This is a genomic window from Patescibacteria group bacterium (genome assembly GCA_034660655.1).
In the GTDB taxonomy this organism is placed as follows: domain Bacteria; phylum Patescibacteriota; class Patescibacteriia; order JAACEG01; family JAACEG01; genus JAACEG01.
The window spans coordinates 1-20180 of record JAYEJU010000008.1 but is presented as its reverse complement, the minus strand read 5'-3'; the positions used below and the strand labels follow the sequence as shown (position 1 = coordinate 20180).

The window sequence follows — 20180 nt, the reverse complement described above, 5'->3', positions numbered from 1 at the left end:
ATTGCTCACGGCGACACGCTCACTGATCCAAAGCACTGGGATGATGAGCCTTTTGACGCTATTGTTTCCAATCCGCCGTATTCTATTAGTTGGGAAGGGGATAGTAATCCTATTCTTATCAATAATTCGCGTTTTTCACCGGCCGGAGTATTGGCGCCAAAAAAGAAAAAAGCTGATTTGGCTTTTATAATGCATATATTAAGTTGGTTATCCACTAGTGGCGTAGCAGCTGTTATGCGCTTTCCTGGAACATTATATCGTAGTGGCGCAGAGCAAAAGATTCGTAAATACTTGATTGATAATAATTATAAAGTTACGGCAAGACAAGAAAGGTGTTTGAAAAAAATTTGTAAGAATTTCTTAAAAGAAAATATAGATTTCTATATTATCCTTTAAACTTGCAAAAGAAAATATAATATGTTATATTATCAGTATGAAAAATTATAAAGCAGGAAAATTAAAAAGTGCTAAAGGTTTATTTATGGGCAAAAACATCGCTTATGACTACTTTTTGCCATCTTTAATAAATCGTGAATTTGATATAGAAAATAAAAAAATATTTATTTATCTTGAGGAAGCAAATAGATTTTTAGGTGAGTTAAACGCATACGGGACATTAGTTCCAGATGTAAATTTTTTCATACAAATGCATGTTGTGTCAGAAGCAGTTTCTTCGTCAAAGATCGAGGGAACAAAAACAGGAATGGATGAAGCGCTTCTGTCGGTGGATGAAATTGACCCAGAAAAAAGAGATGACTGGCAAGAGGTAAAAAATTATATTAAGGCAATGAATGACGGAATAGCAAATTTAAAAAAATTGCCTGTTTCAACGCGCCTTATTAAAAAAACACATAAAATTCTTTTATCCGGAGTTCGCGGTGAACACAAAATGCCCGGAGAAATTCGTACTAGTCAAAATTGGATTGGCGGGGGATCCATAAATACCGCGCATTTTATTCCACCACGCCAAGAAGAATTACCCGAGCTATTATCTGACTGGGAAAAATTTTGGCATAATGAAAATTTAAATATTCCAGTTTTAATAAAATCAGCAATTGGGCATTATCAGTTTGAAACAATTCATCCGTTTTTAGATGGCAATGGTCGTATTGGACGATTATTAATCTCTTTACAACTTATAGAAAAGGGCTTTGTCCAATATCCTGTTTTGTATATTTCTGATTTTTTTGAGAGACACAGGCAATCATATTATAACGCTTTGAGTGAAGTGCGCGCTAATAACAATTTAGAACAATGGATTTTATTTTTTCTGGAAGCAATCATTGAAACAGCAAAAAAATCAAAACAAACCTTTGAAAATATCATAAAATTGAGAGAGGTATTTGAAGGTAAAATTTTAACATTAGGCAAAAAATCTAAAAATGGCAGAAAATTATTAATATATCTTTTTTCAGATCCAATTATTTCCGTTAAAGATGCTGAAAACGCGTTAGATATTAAATATAAAGCAGTAAATAACTTAATAGAAGATTTTATTAATTTGGGAATTTTAATAGAGAAAACAGGTTTTTCCAGAAATCGTATTTTTATTATGAATGAATATATTAAACTTTTTAGGAAATAATTTATGAACGAAGCAGAAACAAGAGCCGAATATATTGACCCGAAACTCAAAGCGAGCGGCTGGGGCGAAGTGGAAGGATCAAAAGTCCTGCGCGAATTTCGCATTACTGACGGCAAAATTCAAACTGGAGGCGCAAGAAGCAAACCTGAAATTGCCGACTATATTTTGGTGTATAAAAATCAAAAAATCTGCGTGATAGAAGCCAAAGCCGAGAGTTTGCCTGTTACCGAAGGAGTGGCGCAAGCCAAAGCGTATGCCGAAAAATTGCGTATTGATTACACCTACGCCACCAACGGCAAAGAGATTTACGCCATATCTATGAAAACCGGCAAGGAAGGCGAGATTGCCGATTTTCCAACTCCTGACGAATTATGGAATAAAACTTTCCCTTCGACAGGTTCGACAAGCTCACCGCTGGCAAGCTCAGGGCAAGTTGCGGATTGGAGCGAATGGAAAGAAAAATTTTCCAGCGTGCCAAATGAGGGAGAATACGGCAAACGCTATTATCAAGAAATCGCCATCAATAATATTTTGAAAGCTGTGGCGGAAGAAAAAGATAGAATTCTTTTGACAATGGCGACCGGAACTGGAAAAACCGCCGTGGCTTTTCAGGTTGCTTGGAAATTATTTCATACTCGCTGGAATTTGTCTTCGACAAGCTCAGACACCGAATATATTGCGCGAAGACCGCGAATTTTATTTTTAGCGGATAGAAATATTTTAGCCGATCAAGCGTTCAATGCTTTTTCCGCTTTTGATGAGGATGCGTTAGTTCGCATCAATCCTTTAAATATTCGTAAAAAAGGCGGAGTGCCGATGGCAGGCAGTGTTTATTTTACAATCTTTCAAACTTTTATGTCTTCGGCAGGCTCAGACACCGATGGTCAAAAAGATTTTAATGAAATAGTGGTTAGCGAGCCAAATGAAGCAGGCTATATGTATATTCTACAATGTGCTGATGGTAATTTTTATACTGGTAGCACAAATAATTTATTGAAAAGAATAGAACAACACAAAAGTGGCAAAGGAGCAAAATTTACAAAAGGGCATTGTCCTGTAAAATTAATCTATTATGAAACTTTTAACAGGGTTGATAAGGCTTTTGATAGAGAGAAACAAATTCAGGGCTGGAGCAAAGCAAAAAAAATTGCGTTAATAAATCGTGATATTGAAAATTTAAAAAAGTTGTCTAAAAATGGTCAAAGCAAAAAGGTTGGTGAGCTTGCCGAGGTTGGTGAGCTTGCCGAACCATATTTCGGCGATTATCCGGCAGACTTTTTTGATTTTATTATTATTGACGAATGTCATCGTGGCGGAGCTAATGACGAGAGCAACTGGCGCGGTATTTTGGATTATTTTGCGCCAGCAGTTCAATTTGGTATGACGGCAACGCCAAAGCGAAACGACAATGTAGATACTTATCGCTATTTTGGCGAACCGGTTTATACTTATTCGCTCAAAGAAGGTGTGAATGACGGATTCTTAACACCATTTAAAGTCAAAAGGATTAAAACGACACTTGACGATTTTGTTTATACTTCTGACGACCAAATTATTGAAGGTGAAGTGGAAATAGGAAAAATTTATACAGAGCCAGAATTTAACAAAACAATTGAAATAGTAGAACGAGAAAAATATCGAGTTGGTGTTATATTAAAGGAAATAAACCAAAATGAAAAAACCATTATATTTTGCGCAAACCAACCACACGCGTTATTGATAAGAGATTTGGTAAATCAGATGAAAGAAAGTAAAGATCCAAATTATTGCGTCCGAGTAACGGCAAATGACGGCGCGCGCGGAGAGCAATTCTTGCGCGAATTTCAAGACAATGAAAAGACAATACCAACAATTTTAACAACATCACAAAAACTTTCTACAGGCGTGGACGCGCGGAATATTCGCAATATTGTTTTAATGAGACCAGTCAATTCTATGATTGAATTCAAGCAGATTATTGGTCGTGGCACGAGATTTTTTGACGGCAAAGAATATTTTACTATTTATGATTTTGTGGATGCTTACCATCATTTTTATGATCCAGAATGGGACGGTGAGCCGATAGAGGAAATAAAAGAAAAGAAACAGAAAGAAATAAGCTATAAAATTGAGATGGAAGAGACTGGAGCGGAGCTTGTTCGCGATGAAAATTTTAAACCAAATAAAAAACTAAAAATAAAATTGCGTGACGGAAAAGAACGGGAAATTCAACATATGATTTCAACTTCGTTTTATAGCGTGGACGGCAGACCAATCTCAATTCAAGAGTTTATGGATAATATGTTTGGTGCTATGCCGGAATTTTTTAAGAGCGAAGAATAACTCCGAAAAATTTGGTCAAATCCAACGACCAGAAAAGCATTTTTGGAGAGTATTGCTGAAAAAGGGTTTGGCAAAGACGAATTGGAAACACTGCAAAAGATGATTGACGCCGAACAAAGCGACCTTTTTGATGTTTTAACTTATATTCAATTTTGCGTTACACCAATTTCCAGAACGCAAAGAGTAGAACAATCAAAAGACAAAATTTTTAAAGGACTGGATGAAAAGCAAAAAGAGTTTTTGGATTTTGTGTTGTCTAAATACGAAGAAAGAGGAGTTGAGGAACCTCAAGAAGAAAAATTGCCAGTATTGCTTAATTTAAAATATCACGCAATCGCAAATGCGGAACAATAGCTTGGAAGCGTGGATAGTATCCGTTCTATATTTTTTGCTTTTCAGAAAAATTTGTATTCGAAAGTAAAAGTTTAATGTGGCGCGCAAATTTCGTTGGCACAGCCTAAAACCCCGCCAAAAAACAAAAGGACAAAAAGCATGCCTGTCGGCAGGCAGGGAAGAGTGGGTTCAGTACCACAATCTCTCAGACTGGCTACGGGATAAATCTGATAGTAGCCTTGACAATTTTAATTGAGGTTCTAAACTTTTATGTAGTAGAGAACAATAAAATTTATTATGTTTTTTAAATAATAACAAAAAATTTAAATAAAAAAAGGAGGTTTCAAAATGAAAACAAGAGTAGGAATTATTTTGGTTTTCGTTGTATTATTTTTGAATGTTGGGGTTTGCGCTTCTGAAGAAAATCTTGTCTGCGAAGACAATACTGTTCTATCAAAGCAGATATTAGAGGAAGGAGCTATTGTAGCTTATTGGGAGGGATATAATAAGTGTTCTTGCAAAGATGTTAGGGTTTCTTTAATAGTATTCGCAATTCAATTGTTTATGAAAAACCCAAATTTGTCTAGGGCTGATGTTTTATATATTGAATCAGTCGCAACTATGTTTGAAAATTTTTGCATCATGGGAATATATGATCAAAAATTTAGCGAGAATAATCTTACTAAAATGTTAGAAATAATAGGCTTATCAGGGTAAAACTTAAAATATTTCTGATATATAAAATAAAAATTTATTCGCGATCCGCTGGCGCTAAACTAGCGGATTTTTTTTATACTAAAAATTAAAAATTTTTGCGTTCAAATAATTATAAAAATAAAAATCGTAATTTTATTTTTTTCTGCTTATTTTGATTCTTTCGTTTTCGGTTAGAAATTGTTTTCTTAAACGGACATTATTTGGAGTAATTTCTAAATATTCATCATCGCTCATTATGCTCATTCCTTGTTCCAAAGTAAGATCAAGTGGAGGAGTTAAGCGGATAGCTTCGTCTGCTCCAGATGAGCGCATATTTGAAAGTTGTTTTCCTTTTATTGGATTTACAGCCAAATCATTTCCTTTTGCCACATTGCCAATAACCATTCCTTCATAAACTTTTGTGTTAGCCTCAATATATAAAGTTCCTCTATTTTGAAGATTAAAAAGCGAAAATCCAAGAGCTTTCCCTGTTGCCATTGAAATCATTGATCCTAAGTCGTGTTTTTTAATTTCTCCAACATAAGGTTTAAACCCGATAACTCTTGTATAAATAATTCCTTGTCCTCGCGTGTCAACCACGAATTCATTTCTATATCCGAGTAATCCTCTGGTTGGAATTTCAAAAATAATTTTTACATTGCTATGTTCTGGTGTCATTTCAATTAAGTTGCCGCGTCTTGTTGAAAGTTTTTCAATTACAGTTCCAGACATTTTTTCAGGCACATTAATAATAACTTCTTCAAATGGTTCAAATTTTTCGTTATTTTTTTCTTTAATAATTACACGCGGTTGTGATATTTGCATTTCGTAATTTTCACGACGCATATTTTCAAGCAGAATCGCGATATGCATTTCTCCTCTTCCATAAATTTTGTAGTGATCAATAGCAGAGAAGTCAATTTTTAAACCAACATTTACTTCTAATTCTTTTTCTAATCTTTCTTTAATTTGTCTGTTTGTGATATATTTTCCATCTTTTCCGGCAAATGGGGAATTATTAATAAGCAAATTTAATGAAATTGTTGGCTCGTCAATATTGATTGCTGGCAAGGCATTTTGATCTTTGTTTTCGCAAATAGTTTCTCCAATAAATATATCAGGAAGTCCAGCAACCATTACAATATCTCCAGCGTCAGCTGACTGCACTTCTTTTCTTTTTAGTCCTTCAAAAGTAAACAATTTTGAAATTTTACCTTCGCGAATTTTTTCTTTTGTATTTTTAATAATTATCCTGGAAGTATTTTTTATTTTTCCTTGATAAATTCTTCCAATAGCAAGACGTCCTAAAAAATTGTCATAAGCAAGATTAAAAGGTTGCATACGCAAAGGTTTGTTTTTTAATTCTTTATTTGAAGCAATCGGAACTTCTTTTAAAATTGTGTCTAATAATGGAGTTAGATTTTTAGAATCATCATCTAAATTTGTTTTAGCAATTCCTTGTTTTGCAATAGCGTAAATTGTGGTAAATTCAAGTTGTTCATCGCTCGCTCCCAAGTCAAGAAAAAGTTCATAAACCATTTCTTGCGCAATATCAGGTCTGGCAGCAGGCTTATCAATTTTGTTAAGAATTACAATCGGCTTTAATCCCAAATCAAGTGATTTTTTCAAAACAAATTTTGTCTGGGGCATTGGACCTTCTTGCGCGTCAACCACTAAAAGCACAGAATCAATAGAACGCAAAACACGCTCAACTTCAGAACCAAAATCCGCATGACCTGGAGTATCCACAATATTTATTTTTGTGTTTTTATAATAAACAGAAGTATTTTTTGAATAAATTGTGATTCCTCTTTCTTGTTCAAGCGCGTCGCTGTCCATGCTGTCTTCTGGTTTTGACATTCCTGTCTGTTGCATCAGCGCGTCAGTAAGCGTTGTTTTGCCGTGATCAACATGGGCGATGATAGCAATGTTTCTTATTTCCATAAAGTTAGAAAAAATTAAAACCGCTTCTTAAAAAGCGGAAATGAGCTTTAAAATAAGTTTTATTTTTTTCTTTATAACATAAATTTTTTAAAAAGTCAATGGATTAATATATTTGTTTGTGTTATTTTTTAAATTTTGGTATTATTTGATAAAGAAGCAATTTATAAAAATATGAATTTGAATAATGAAAAATTAAGCAATAAAAAAGTTTTAATGTTTTTGGCAAAAAAGAATTTTCGCGATGAAGAATATCTTGAGCCAAGAAAAATTTTGGAAGAGCAGGGAGCTGAAATAAAAATCGCTTCATTAGAAAGCGGTGAGGCAGTTGGATTTCAAGGAGCGCGAGTTAATATTGATTTGCAAATTAGAGATATTAATGTTGCTGATTTTGACGCTTTAGTTTTTGTTGGAGGTGTTGGGATTATTGATTTTCTTGACGATCCTCGCTTAACAGGGCTTGCAAGGGATTTTTATTACGCTGATGAAAAAATTGTAGCGGCGATTTGCGTTGCTCCAGCGATTTTAGCAAACGCTGGATTGTTAAAAGAAAAAAAAGCTGTTTCTTATGATAGCGTAACAAATATTTTAAAAGACAGGGGCGCTATTCTCAACAGCTTGGATGTTCAAACAGATGGAAAAATCATCACAGCTAGCGGTCCTTTGTCAGCAAGAGATTTTGGAAGAGCAATTGCTTCGGCGTTAGCTTCTTTGGGAAAATAGATTTTGCAGTATTCTCTAATCGTAAGATGATACCGAAATAATTTTGGCAATTTCGTAAAATATCACGACAAATTTATTATTAATTTGTTAAAATATTAAAAAATAATTATTTTTTAAATATTATTTTAAGCAATTTCAATTTTTTTTTGCATTTTTTTCGCAAATTCATTATCGATTTTTTCATTAGCGATTTTATCCAGCTCATTAAAATTAAATTCAGGCTTTAAATATTGAGTTGCGTTTTTTAATGATTTTAATTTTTCATAAGGCGTTATCCATGTTTGATATTTTTTTCTAATCTTTTATTTTTTGTCTATTTTATTTGTGGCAAAATCGCAAGGACGATGATAATTTAATTTGATTATAATACAATCTACCTTGTTGCCATTTTTTAACGCATCTTTTTAAATGGGACTTGGAATAACAAGTGAAATATTTTAAATATTTTAAAATAATATGTTTGTCTGTTTTATCCAGTCTTGCGTATCTGAATTTTAATAAAACTTTTTTTATAAAATAATACTTATCCTTAGTTGAGGATATTTTCAAATTAATACCTAATTTTTTATTGGTATTTAAAAAATTTTCTATTTGGTCTATACTGCCAAGTAGTAAATATTTCATAATGACTTTCATAAATCCATTATGACATTTTACTACTTTTTGGCAAAATGGGTCTTTTGGAACTCATTTTGCGTTAGAGCCAATGTATCATCTGGGTATCATCTTGCGTTGGAGAAGACTGTAGCTTGACAAATTCAATTTTTTGTATTAGAATATTAACAAATAAATTAGCACCTCTTTAATAGATAAAAAATCGCGTTATTTACAGCGCGGTTTTTTATTTTTTAAGATTGACTTTTTAGTTTAAATTAACTAAACTATAAAATAATAATTTAAAATTTAAAATTTTATATGCGGCAATCTAAACTTTTTACCAAAACAATCAAGGAAATTTCTAAAGATGAATTAAGCGTTAACGCGAAATTTTTAATAAAAGCAGGGTTTATTGATAAATTAGGAGCTGGAATTTACACATTTTTACCGCTTGGATTGCGTGTTCATAACAAAATTATAAATATTATCCGTGAAGAAATGGACGCGATTAACGGACAGGAAATTTTAATGCCTGCCTTAATTCCAAAAGAAAATTGGAAGACAACTAACAGATGGGACAATTTTGATCCGTTATTTAAAATAGATGGTAAAGATAAAAAAGAATACGCTTTAGGAGCTACCCATGAAGAAGTTATTACGCCATTATTAAAAAAACAGCTGTTTTCTTATAAGGAACTCCCTGTCTATGTTTATCAAATTCAAACTAAATTCAGAAATGAATTGCGCGCAAAATCAGGACTAATTCGCGGGCGTGAATTTTCAATGAAAGATTTGTATTCTTTTCATACTGATGAAAATGATTTAAACAAATATTATGAAACAGTTATAAAATCGTATTTCAAAATTTTTAAAAGGTGCGGATTGAAGGCTTTAACTTATTTAACATTCGCGAGCGGAGGCGCTTTTTCTAAATATTCTCATGAATTTCAAACAATAGCTGAAACAGGCGAAGACACAATTTATATTTGTCATAAATGCAAAATAGCGATTAACAAGGAAATAATAAAGGAGCAAAGCCAATGTCCTAAATGCGGGAATAAAAAATTAAAAGAGCAAAAAGCGATTGAAGTTGGAAATATTTTTAAATTAAAAGATCGTTTTTCAAAAGCATTTGATTTTACTTATGTTGACAAATCAGAAAAAAAACAGCAAGTTGTTATGGGATGCTATGGAATTGGACCAAGTAGAATTATGGGGACAATAGCGGAAACAAGCAATGATAATCAAGGAATAATATGGCCAGAAGAGATTGCTCCATTTAGCGCGCATTTACTGAGTTTAGGGCAAAACGAAAAAGCAGATGAATTATATAATCAGCTTAAGTCTAAAAATATAGAAGTTTTATTTGATGACAGAGAAAACGCAAGCGCTGGTGAAAAATTCGCTGACGCGGATTTGATCGGCTGTCCGATAAGAATAGTAGTCAGCAAAAAAACTTTAGAAAAAAATTGTGTTGAAATTAAAAAAAGAAATAGCGAAAAAATAGAGTTAGTGAAAATAAATGAAGTGTTTTCAGAAATATAAATGAGATATATTTATGAATAAGAATATACAAAAATTAGGTTATGATTGGGTAACTTTATCATCAGATAAAATAAATTTAGATGATTATTATTGCCAGACAAGAAATATTTTTCAAGCAAGATTAAACAAAATGATAAATATTTTGTCAAAAAATAGTAAAATTAATGAAAGTAAAATTTATATTGCTTCCGCGATAGCTGGAGAAATAGGCAATAATTCTTTTGACCATAATTTAGGAAATTGGCCCGATATAATCGGAATATTTTTTGGTTATAATTTTGAAAAAAATAAATTAGAAATAATTTTAGCTGACAGGGGACAGGGAATTTTAAAAACATTAAAAAGAGTAAAGCCTGAATTAAAAAATGATTCTGAAGCTTTAAAAACAGCTTTTACGGAAAGAATATCAGGAAGAGCTCCGGAAAACAGAGGCAATGGACTAAAATTTTCAAAAGAAAGCGTTGAAAAAGAAAATATGAGCCTTACTTTTATTTCCGGCAATGCGCGCGCTGATTTAAATAAAAAAATGGAAATAAAAAAAATAGAAAAAAATATCAACGGCTGTTTAGCGATTTTAACTTTTTAATTTTATAATTATGCGAATTGAATTGAAAAAATTCGGAGATATGTTAATTTCTCGGCCAGACGGGCGGGAAGCGTATTTGGCTATGTCCGCGTATTTAACAAAAGGTTTAAATAAAAATGAATTAATAGAAATAGATTTTTCAGGCGTTAAAGTTTTAACTCCTTCTTGGGCTGATGAAGTAATTACTAAAATAGCAAAAGAATTTAAAAATGTAAAATTGCTTAATACTAAAAATTCAACGGTGCAAGCGACTTTAAAAACTTTGCGCGAATATTCAGAATTAAAAATATAATTTTAAAAATAAAGTTATGGACAACTTACAACAAAACAACAAAAAAACATTTTTATATTCTCTCACAGCTAAAATTATTTTAGCGATAATTATTTTCGCTGGCTTGGCAATAATTATTGGCACATTATTCATTATTAATTCAAGGCAAAAAATTTCAACTTTTTGTGAAGGTCTAATGTCTGTTGAAAAATGCGCTAAAGAACTTAAGGAACCTTTTTCAAGTCTTTTGATGCAATCAAAATTGAAAAATGATGTTTTTTTATATAAAAATAATAAAAAAATTATATTTTTTACAGATATAAATGTTTGTGCTAATTTAAAAATTTCTTCTATAACGCAAAAAAATAATAAAACAACAATTCAATTATTTGAAAGAGGTAATCCATGTGATGGTGGATATACTCTAAAAAAAATTGAAATAAAAGTTAAAGAACCAATTCAAAAAAATACCTTAGAAATTTATAAGGAAATAGAATTTCTTAAAGGTAATTTTCAAAATTTTCAAATATATCCAGGTTCAAAATTTGAAAAAAAATCAAAGGAAACAGTTAAAGATGATAAAATAATTTATTCAAATAAAAAATATGGCTTTCAACTCACATTAACTAGCAATTTTAAAAATTATAAAATAAAGACTACAAATTCTAATACTCTTATTGATAATGTTATAGAATTTAGCACTCCGACAAATTTTTTAAATTCTTATAATTTTGGTTATAGTCAATTATTTAATATTTCTGTGTATGATATAAAAAAATGGGATAAAGATGTTAAATTCTGTAAAGAAGATTATCCAGGTAAGTGCGATTGGATTGATCATGAAATTGCAAGAAATTATGAATATGTTTTTTCCCATGGTGTTATAAATGGAGATTGTATGGAAGACCAAAAAGAAGCATTTAATGATATTCAAAAAATTATAAAGACTTTTAAATTTACAGACTAAAAATAATTTTACAAAAATTATGTTTTCTAATTTAAAAAAAAAATTTACTCCTAATTTAAGTATTGACTTAGGGACATCAAATGTGATAGTCCACCTTTCTGATAAGGGTATTATTATAAATGAGCCGACTGTTGTCGCTATAAACAATAGAACAGACCAAATTTTAGAAATAGGGCATGAAGCGAAAAAAATGTTAGGACGAACACCGCCGCATATTTCAGTTATAAAGCCCTTGATAAACGGAATAATTTCTGATTTTGAAGTTACGGAAAAAATGTTAAAATATTTTATTGATAAATTGCACAGCGACAGAATTTTGTCTATAGCGCGTCCAAAAGTTATTATTGGCGTGCCAATAAACATCACGGAAGTTGAAAAAAAAGCTGTAGAAGACGCTGTGCTTTCAGCAGGGGCAAAAGATGTTTATCTAATAGAACAGCCGATTGCCGCCGCGTTAGGCTCTCAAATAAATATAAATAATCCTAGCGGAAATTTGATTGTTGATTTAGGCGGAGGAAAAACAGAAATAGCTGTTATTTCATTGGGCGGGATTGTTAATTCTAAAAAAACAGAAATCGCTGGCGATAAATTTAATCAAAATATAATTGAAGCAATTCATGAAGAATTTAATATTTTGTTAGGACAAACATTAGCAGAGGAGGTAAAAATAAATATAGGTTCAGCTGTTTTATTAAAAAAAGAGATTACAATGTCAGTAAGCGGAAGGGATTTAACAACTGGACTGCCAAGAGAAATAGTTTTAAACGATTCTCAAGTTAGAAAAGCGCTTGAAAAATCTTTAGATTTGATAATTGATGACATCAAAAATACGATAGAAACAACACCGCCTGAATTAATATCTGACATTTACAAAAAAGGAATAATTGTTTGCGGAGGAGGAGCGTTATTAAAAGGAATAGATGAGCTTATATCTCAAAAAGTTAAAATACCGGTTACTATTGTTGATGATCCTTTAACATGCGTAATTAGAGGATTAGCTATTTTGCATGAAGACGAAAAAATGCTTAAAAACACGGTAGCTTTACTTGAAAACGCCTCGCTTATTAAGTAATGCGTATGTTTAAAAAAAATCAGAAATTAAAATTGATTTTTTTTACGGCAGTTATTATACTGCTTGTTTTTTTATTAAGCATTAACAAAAATAATTTAATAAGCGCTAATTTATCAAAATTTTTAAATCCAATACAATCTAACAGCTATTCTTTTTCTAATCGTTTGAATATAGCGTTTGTTGTTTTTTTAAAGCCTGATTATTTTAAAAATGATAATGAGCAAACAAAAATAATTCAGGAGATCATTCAAAATGAAAAAAATAAAATTTTATTAGATGAAAATAAAAAATTAAAACAGAGTTTAAATTTTTTGTCTGATAATAATTATTTAGAAAACAAAAAAGACAGCTTTATAAGCGTTTATATAACAGGAAGAGATCCGCTTGATTCGTCTATTTTTATTATAAATAAAGGTTTCGCGAACGGTTTGGAAGAAGGGATGCCAGTAATTGTGGAAAACGGAATTTTAATCGGGAAATTAGTGTCTGTTGAAGAAAATTTTTCCCATTTTATTTTAATAACAGACAATAGAAGCGAAATATCTGTGTCAATAAACAATGAGGAAAAAATAAGCGGTTTAGCGCGAGGAAATTATAATTTAGGCCTTAAAATGGAATTAATTCCAATAGACAAAAAAATTAAAGAAGGCGATATCGTGGTTACTTCCGGCGCTGAAAAATTTATGCCAAAGGGATTAATTGTTGGGAAAGTTTTAAACATAAATAAAAAAGACAATGATATTTTTCAAAATGCTGAACTTTTGTTGTCAATGTCGTTAGACAATATAGATATTGTAACTATATTTAAAAAATTTTAATCCAAATTTATGCCATTGCCAAAGATTGTTTTACTTCTGATTAAACTAATCATTATTATATTATTAGCAATAGCGCAGATAAGCTTAATTCCCAATTTGCCATTTCCGTTGAATCACTGGCAAATTTTTTTATCAATTATAGCTGTAGTATTTCTTAAATCTGAAAAATTTGGCAATATTTTTTACTGGGCACTATTTTTTGGTTTGTTGATAAATTTTTATTCTTTACATCCGATATTTGTTGTTCCTATTTTATTTTTTATTACTATTTTAATAGCTAATTTGTTTTTTGTTAAATTTTTTACTAATCGTTCTTGGTATTCGCTAATAGCGCTGTCAATCACTGTTACTATTGTTTATAATTTGATTGAAACAATCGTTATTTGTTGTTCTAATTTTATTTGTTTTCAGAACAGTGGATTTATCTTAACTGTTTTTTTAATTGATTTTGTTTTTAAAATATTTGTAAATATGTGCGGAGCAATTTTATTTTTTGCTGTTTTTAAAAATAAGCTTAATCTTTATGGACAAAAATATTTTTCCAAATTTTAGCATTCTTAAAAAAATTCACGATAAAAATGACAAAAGTGGATCTTTTTTGGATATTGGTTTTGATAAAAAAAACAGAACAACTGATATTAATAAAAATTTTATAGGGTCTTCTTTTAAAAAAGAAAACTCAAGTATTTTTTTAATTGTGATATTTTTTTTATTAAGTTTTTTGCTGGCGCGCGTATTTTATCTGCAAGTTATAAAAGGAGACTATTATTTTAATATCGCTGAAGGAAATAGAATAAAAACCAAAATTATTAAGGCTAAAAGAGGCATAATTTATGATCATGAAATGAAACAATTAGTGTATAATCGTCCAAATTTTTTTATAGAAATAATTCCCAATGACTTTTTTTTAAGCAATAATTGCGATGAAATAACAGACGCTGTTGGTATAATTTCCAAAATTTTTAAAAAAGAAGAAGATGACGATTTTAAAGAAAAATTAAAAAAAAAATTGCAAAATATTGATTTAATTTCTAAAAAGCCTGTTATTATTGTTGAAAATATCAATTATCAATCTGCCATGAAAATTATTTACGACATTAAGCAGATGTCTGGAATTAATATGGAAATAGGAGGTAATAGAGAATATTTACTGCCAGAATCTATTTCACATTGGATTGGATATACTGGAAGAATTAGTAAAGAAGAATTTGAAAAAAAACAGAAACAAGGATATTTTTTGAATGATTATATTGGAAAAAGCGGGTTGGAAAAATATTATGAAAATATTTTAAAAGGCAAGGATGGAGAGGAAAAAATTGAGGTTGACGCCTTGGGAAAAGAAAAAAAAATTATCAGCCAAAAAAATTCAAAAAGCGGAAATAGCTTGCTTTTATCTATAGATTATGATTTACAAGAATATTCTGAAAAAATTTTAAAAGAACATTTAGAAAAGGAAAACAAAACAAAAGGGGTTGTTGTAGCCATTAATCCGCAAAATGGGGAAATTTTATCATTAGTAAGTCTGCCAAGTTTTTCCGCAAATGATTTTGCCTGCAAAATAGATTCTGAAAAATTTCAATCTTTGATAAACGATCCTGACAAACCTCTTTTTGATAGGGCAATTAAAGGCGAATACCCCTCAGGATCAATAATAAAGCCTGTAATTGCTTTATCAGCGTTAGAAGAGGGAATTATAACAGAATGGACAACATTTTTAAGTACTGGAGGAATACGGATAGGCAGTTGGTTTTTTCCAGATTGGAGAGCTGGGGGACATGGGAAAATCAATGTTAAAACAGCGATTGCTAATTCTGTTAATACATTTTTTTATATTATTGGCGGCGGTTATGAAAATTTTGACGGTTTAGGAGTTGATAAAATAAAAATTTATGGAGAAAAGTTTGGATTAAACGCGCCAACAGGCATTGATTTACCTCATGAAGAGGATGGATTTTTGCCAAGCAAGAAGTGGAAAGCAGAAGTAAAAAAAGAAAAATGGTATATTGGAGACACTTATCATCTTGCGATTGGACAGGGCGATTTACTTATAACTCCGATTCAAGCTTCTGTTTTTACTTCAATTGTCGCTAACAGAGGAACATTTTACAAACCGCGCTTGGTTAAAGAAATATTAGATGAAGAAAAAAAAGTTATCAGAAAGATAGAGCCAGAAATTGTAAGAGATAATTTTGTATCAAGCAAAAATATCAAAATTGTGGCGCAAGGAATGCGCGATTGCGTAACAAGCGGAAGTTGTAGAATCCTTAATAATTTGCCAATAAAATCGGCTGGAAAAACAGGGACAGCCCAGCATATCAAAGACAAAGATCCGCATGCTTGGTTTATTTGTTTCGCGCCATTTGACAATCCTGAAATAGCGCTAACAGTCTTAATAGAAGAGGGCGGAGGCGGCGCGTCGGTCTCAGCTCCGATTGCCAAAGAAATTTTACAATGGTATTTTGAGCAAAAAAATTTTCCCATTGATAGGAAAAATTAAGTAAGATAAATTCATGTTAACTTAAATTTTATATATAATCATTATTATGTATAATTATTATTTTAATACTGAATATCCTATTGACTGCGATAAAATATTAATTAATTGTTCGGGTGATGTTTTTATTTTTGTAGGAAAAATCAAAATTTTCTTTTGATTTTTTTTTGTTGTATAGAAATGCCCTAATTTTTCAAAACTGCGTAATTCGTCATTCATATTAGCCGGAGCAATGTGCCAATGAAGATGCTTAATACTGGAATTGGAGCTTTGTCCATATTGTAAAAATATTTCAAATCCGCATTTTGGATATATTTTTTTTAATTGTTTTATCGCAAAACAAATAATTTTTTTTCTATCTAATGTTTCCTTGTCAGTTTCATCTTTTATTGAAACTATATGTCTTCTTGGAACTATCATTGTATGACCATCAAATTTAGGAAAAAAATTAACAAACCAATAATAAGATTTGTTTTCAATTTGAATTCCTTTTTTATTTGTTATAATATGTTTTTTAATATTATCTAAATCACAAAATGGACAATAATTTTTATTGTTTTTTTTAACATAATTTTTTCTAAACGGACTATAATAATATGCCATTTTATTTATCTATATATATTTAAAATAAAGCAAGACTAATTAAAGTCTTGCTACAAAATTTTCTTTTGCTTTTTTTGAGGCTGTATGTAATGCCTCAAAAGTTCCGCAATCTATGTAGGAAAACTCAGGGAGTATGGTATATTTCATTTTTCCTTCTTGAACATATTGCGTTGTAATTGTTGTTATATTAATTTCTCCTTTTATATCTTTATCTATTTTATCTAAACGGCTAAAAACATCAGGAGGGAATTTAAAGCAGGTTGTTTGAATTAAATTGCTAAAGATATTATTTGGCTTCCACACAATTGATTTAACTAAATTATTCTCTATTTTTACTTGCCCGTATTTATGCGGATCATCAAAACTATTGAGCGGAGATATAAACATATGCGGAGCTTCAATTTCCATTAATGGAAGTTGGGTAAAAAATATGCCGTCTCCTAAAATGACAAAAAAATCTTCATGAGCAATCCATTTTTTTGCTAGCATCAATGTTCTGCCTGGTCCGCCTAATTGTTTGGAAAATCTATATGAAATTTCACAATCAAATCTAGAACCATCTTCAAGCATTTCAAGAAATAGTCCGGGATGTAAACCATTAAGAAGAATTAAAATATTATCTATTCCTCCGCCAACAAGCGTGTTTATCGCGTATTCAATCATTGGCTTGTTATAAACAGGCAATAAATGTTTGTTTAAAGGATCAGTCAAAGGATTAAGTCTTTTTCCTACCCCTCCAGCAAGGATAACCCCTTTCATTTTATAACCTCCGTTTTTTATTTTTAATTATTTATTATGCGACAAATCTAATATTATATTATTATATTTTTTTACTGCTGTCAATCAATCATATTATAGTATTGTTTTTTTATTAAATTGTGTTATTGTTTATAAAACAAGAGATTATGTGAAATCTCTGCTTTTTGTGTTATGGAAAAAATAAAAGAAAAAATATTACTAACTAAAGTTAGGGCGGGAGATAAAGAGGCTTTTGGCCAGCTTTATGATTTATATGTGGAAAGAATTTACCGTTTTATTTATTTTAAAGTTTCAAGAGCCAGTGACGCGGAAGATTTATCTTCGGAAGTTTTCTTGCGTTCTTGGAAATATATTAGCGACGGAGCGGAAGTTAAAAATTTTAAGGCCTTTTTATATCGCATTTCGCGAAATGTGATTATTGATTTTTACAGAAAAAATTATGGCAAATATACTTTAAATATAGAAGACGAGGCTATTGTGGATAATTTAAGAGCTAATAATTTAATAGAAAAAATTGATATTAATATTCAAATTAAGGAAGTTATGAAGGCGTTGGATAAGTTAAAAGAAGAATATAGGGAATCAATTTTATTGCGTTTTGTTGAAGATTATTCAATTAGTGAAATAGCTGAGATTATGAATCGTTCGAATGGCGCCGTAAGAGTTCTTTTACATAGAGCAATAGAATCGCTTAAAAAAAAATTAAGAGTGTGATTGCTAACTAATTTGATAACAGTTTTAGTGATCTTAGATGAATATTTAGAATTTTAAGTTTTTAAAAAATTACAAATTCCAAATCATAAATCCTAAATAATATCAAAATTCAAATTTTCAAAATTCAAAACTGTTTTGCCTGCCTGCCGGCGAGGCAGGGATTTGTAATTTTGGTTATTGTAATTTATTTGTTATTTGGAATTTTGAATTTGGTGCTTTTAAAATTTACTGTAACACTTTTGCTGTTCTTTCGTCTACTATTATAGAAAGACATTCAAAATAAGGAAAAATGCTTGAAACTTTTAAGAAATTTATTTTTAAAAGATGAAAGACCTAACTAAACAACTGAAAAGTTTATATAAAATTCAGCCTTCCACAGAGTGGAAAGTCTCAGCTCGTAAGGATATTTTGGCTAAAATTAATAGCGAAAATTCTCCTTATGAAGCAAACAGATGGGCTGAATTTTTGTATTGTATTAGATTTTCAACAGGATTTTTTCATAATTTTATAATGAAACCGGCTGGCACAATGATTTTAGCCTTACTTTTAGTGTCAGGAGGAGGAATTTTAAAAGTAAAAGCAGACAGCAGTTTGCCTGGAGATTTGTTATACGCTTTAAAAAGAAGCGGTGAAAAAGCGCAAATGGTTCTTGTTTTCAATAAAGATAAAAAATCAGAATTGCAATTAGCATTAGTTGATGAAAGAGTAAAAGAGTTAAACATCATATTATCAAAAGATGATATTAGGGATAATGAAATGAAACAAGCTTTTGACAATTTTCATAAAGATTTTACTCCTGTAAGGGAAAATTTGGCTGATTCAAATATAGCTAAAAAAATAGAAGATAGAACAAGTGATTTTCAATATATTTTAGCTAAAGCGCAGAAAAATGTTGCTAAAAATTCAAAAAAAGATGTAAATAGAGTAATAGCAGAGATAAATAAGGTTAATTTTAGCGCCTTAGAAGCAATGGCAATTGAAAGCGATAGCAATAGTAATGACACAATTGCTGAAAAAATTCATAATAAAATAGGGGAAACAAGCGAAAAAGCTAAAAATAGCGCTGTTTCTGCAGAAGTTTTGGCTAAGTTAGATAAAGCAAAAGATGAATTGTCTGATTGTAATTTTGTAATGGCATTGCAAATAGTCAAAGAATCAACAGAAATATTAAATAAAACAGAAGAAACAACAGATCAAAGCGATGAACAAATAACAGAAGACATAGAAAGCGCAAGCACAACAATAGATATATTAGAAGGTGATGATAATGATATAGAAAACGCTACAAGCAGTGATGAATTAGATACAGAGTTAGAAATAGATAAAGATAAAAATACGACAAGCTCTACTGATAATATTTTAGAATAATTGTCATTCTGAGAAGCGATAGCGACGAAGAATCTACTTGACTATTCACAATTTAATCAATACTCACATAGATCCTTCGTTCGTTTCACTCACTCAGGATGACAAAGATTTGAAAAGCGGAAATTTTGGATTCCTGCCTGTCGGCAGACAGGTATTTGGAATTTGGAATTTGGAATTTGTAATTTATTGTTTAGTTTATTATTTTCGCGAACTGTAAAAGTCGAACCTTAATTGGTGCTCGCGATATTAAATAAAATATTATTGTTTTATAGGTTTAATTTTAAATGCTTTCGCGTTTACGATTTGCCTTTAAAACAAAAAAGGAAAATTATTTATGTTAAAAAAATCATTTACGATCGCATTAGTTTTTACCACAGTATGTTGGTCAATGGGTGTTGCGACAATGATGCCTGCTTTTGCTGCTACAATTTCCGCTGGCGATTTGATCAAGGCTAGCGGAGCGGCTGTATATTATTATGGCGGAGACGGAATGAGATATGTCTTTCCTACTGAGTCAACTTATATGTCTTGGTATTCAGACTTCTCTACTGTTAAAACCATTACAGACGCTGAATTAGCGGCAATTGATATTGGCGGAAACGCAACAGTCCGACCTGGTACTAAATTGGTAAAAATTACTACTGATCCAAAAACTTATGCTGTAGCTCCTGGCGGAGTTTTAAAGCATGTTGATTCTGAAGCAAGAGCGATTGCTCTTTACGGAGCTGACTGGAATACAAGAATTATTGATATTTCAGACGCTTTTTGGGTAAATTACACAAAAGG

General features: G+C 30.8%; 20 protein-coding genes. 17 read left to right on the top strand and 3 right to left on the bottom strand.

Annotated elements, in window-relative coordinates; all coding sequences use genetic code 11:
• The 5 genes from U9O55_00405 to U9O55_00385 all read left to right on the top strand — a co-directional run.
• Positions 1–396: N-6 DNA methylase (locus U9O55_00405; protein ID MEA2088294.1), on the top strand; the 396-nt coding region annotated here is incomplete at its 5' end.
• An 85-nt stretch (positions 397–481) separates the two neighbouring features.
• The gene (locus tag U9O55_00400) at positions 482–1585 is read left to right on the top strand and encodes a Fic family protein (protein MEA2088293.1); all 1104 of its coding nucleotides are present in this window, start codon (positions 482–484) and stop codon (positions 1583–1585) included.
• 3 nt (positions 1586–1588) lie between these two features.
• On the top strand, positions 1589–3907 hold the full coding sequence (locus U9O55_00395) for a DEAD/DEAH box helicase family protein (protein ID MEA2088292.1): 2319 nt from the start codon (positions 1589–1591) through the stop codon (positions 3905–3907).
• Positions 3908–3916: 9 nt separating this feature from the next.
• A complete protein-coding gene (locus tag U9O55_00390) occupies positions 3917–4261 on the top strand; it encodes a type I restriction-modification enzyme R subunit C-terminal domain-containing protein (protein ID MEA2088291.1) in 345 nt (114 codons plus the stop codon).
• 327 nt (positions 4262–4588) lie between these two features.
• Positions 4589–4957 carry a hypothetical protein gene (locus tag U9O55_00385; GenBank protein MEA2088290.1) on the top strand — a complete coding sequence of 123 codons (369 nt, stop codon included), beginning with the start codon at positions 4589–4591 and terminating at the stop codon, positions 4955–4957.
• A gap of 132 nt (positions 4958–5089) precedes the next feature.
• Here the strand turns inward: U9O55_00385 and typA are convergent, their stop codons facing one another.
• Positions 5090–6880, bottom strand: coding sequence for a translational GTPase TypA (gene typA, locus U9O55_00380; protein ID MEA2088289.1), 1791 nt, complete (start codon positions 6878–6880; stop codon positions 5090–5092).
• 171 nt (positions 6881–7051) lie between these two features.
• Here typA and U9O55_00375 point away from each other — a divergent pair, with 171 nt between their 5' ends.
• From U9O55_00375 to mrdA, 9 genes are all read left to right on the top strand, one after another.
• Positions 7052–7600, top strand: a complete 549-nt coding sequence (locus U9O55_00375) for a DJ-1/PfpI family protein (GenBank protein MEA2088288.1) — start codon at positions 7052–7054, stop codon at positions 7598–7600.
• 915 nt (positions 7601–8515) lie between these two features.
• Positions 8516–9742, top strand: coding sequence for an aminoacyl--tRNA ligase-related protein (locus U9O55_00370; protein ID MEA2088287.1), 1227 nt, complete (start codon positions 8516–8518; stop codon positions 9740–9742).
• 13 nt (positions 9743–9755) lie between these two features.
• Positions 9756–10328, top strand: a complete 573-nt coding sequence (locus tag U9O55_00365) for a hypothetical protein (GenBank protein ID MEA2088286.1) — start codon at positions 9756–9758, stop codon at positions 10326–10328.
• Between the two features lie 10 nt (positions 10329–10338).
• The gene (locus U9O55_00360; protein ID MEA2088285.1) at positions 10339–10620 is read left to right on the top strand and encodes an STAS-like domain-containing protein; all 282 of its coding nucleotides are present in this window, start codon (positions 10339–10341) and stop codon (positions 10618–10620) included.
• A 16-nt stretch (positions 10621–10636) separates the two neighbouring features.
• On the top strand, positions 10637–11566 hold the full coding sequence (locus U9O55_00355; protein MEA2088284.1) for a hypothetical protein: 930 nt from the start codon (positions 10637–10639) through the stop codon (positions 11564–11566).
• A gap of 19 nt (positions 11567–11585) precedes the next feature.
• Positions 11586–12638 (top strand): rod shape-determining protein, encoded by a 1053-nt coding sequence (locus U9O55_00350; GenBank protein MEA2088283.1) that lies wholly within the window; start codon positions 11586–11588, stop codon positions 12636–12638.
• Between the two features lie 5 nt (positions 12639–12643).
• Positions 12644–13456 carry a rod shape-determining protein MreC gene (mreC, locus tag U9O55_00345; protein MEA2088282.1) on the top strand — a complete coding sequence of 271 codons (813 nt, stop codon included), beginning with the start codon at positions 12644–12646 and terminating at the stop codon, positions 13454–13456.
• A gap of 9 nt (positions 13457–13465) precedes the next feature.
• The gene (locus U9O55_00340; protein ID MEA2088281.1) at positions 13466–14008 is read left to right on the top strand and encodes a hypothetical protein; all 543 of its coding nucleotides are present in this window, start codon (positions 13466–13468) and stop codon (positions 14006–14008) included.
• A complete protein-coding gene (mrdA, locus tag U9O55_00335; protein ID MEA2088280.1) occupies positions 13980–15953 on the top strand; it encodes a penicillin-binding protein 2 in 1974 nt (657 codons plus the stop codon). Before U9O55_00340 ends, mrdA begins: the two co-directional genes overlap by 29 nt.
• A gap of 57 nt (positions 15954–16010) precedes the next feature.
• Here the strand turns inward: mrdA and U9O55_00330 are convergent, their stop codons facing one another.
• Positions 16011–16553, bottom strand: coding sequence for an HIT domain-containing protein (locus U9O55_00330; GenBank protein ID MEA2088279.1), 543 nt, complete (start codon positions 16551–16553; stop codon positions 16011–16013).
• 39 nt (positions 16554–16592) lie between these two features.
• Positions 16593–17312 carry a sugar phosphate nucleotidyltransferase gene (locus tag U9O55_00325; GenBank protein ID MEA2088278.1) on the bottom strand — a complete coding sequence of 240 codons (720 nt, stop codon included), beginning with the start codon at positions 17310–17312 and terminating at the stop codon, positions 16593–16595.
• Between the two features lie 171 nt (positions 17313–17483).
• Between U9O55_00325 and U9O55_00320 the strand changes: the two genes are divergently transcribed.
• The 3 genes from U9O55_00320 to U9O55_00310 form a co-directional block, all read left to right on the top strand.
• Positions 17484–18026, top strand: a complete 543-nt coding sequence (locus U9O55_00320; GenBank protein ID MEA2088277.1) for an RNA polymerase sigma factor — start codon at positions 17484–17486, stop codon at positions 18024–18026.
• 324 nt (positions 18027–18350) lie between these two features.
• A complete protein-coding gene (locus U9O55_00315; protein ID MEA2088276.1) occupies positions 18351–19394 on the top strand; it encodes a DUF5667 domain-containing protein in 1044 nt (347 codons plus the stop codon).
• 334 nt (positions 19395–19728) lie between these two features.
• The coding region (locus tag U9O55_00310; protein MEA2088275.1) for a hypothetical protein at positions 19729–20180 on the top strand (452 nt) is incomplete at its 3' end.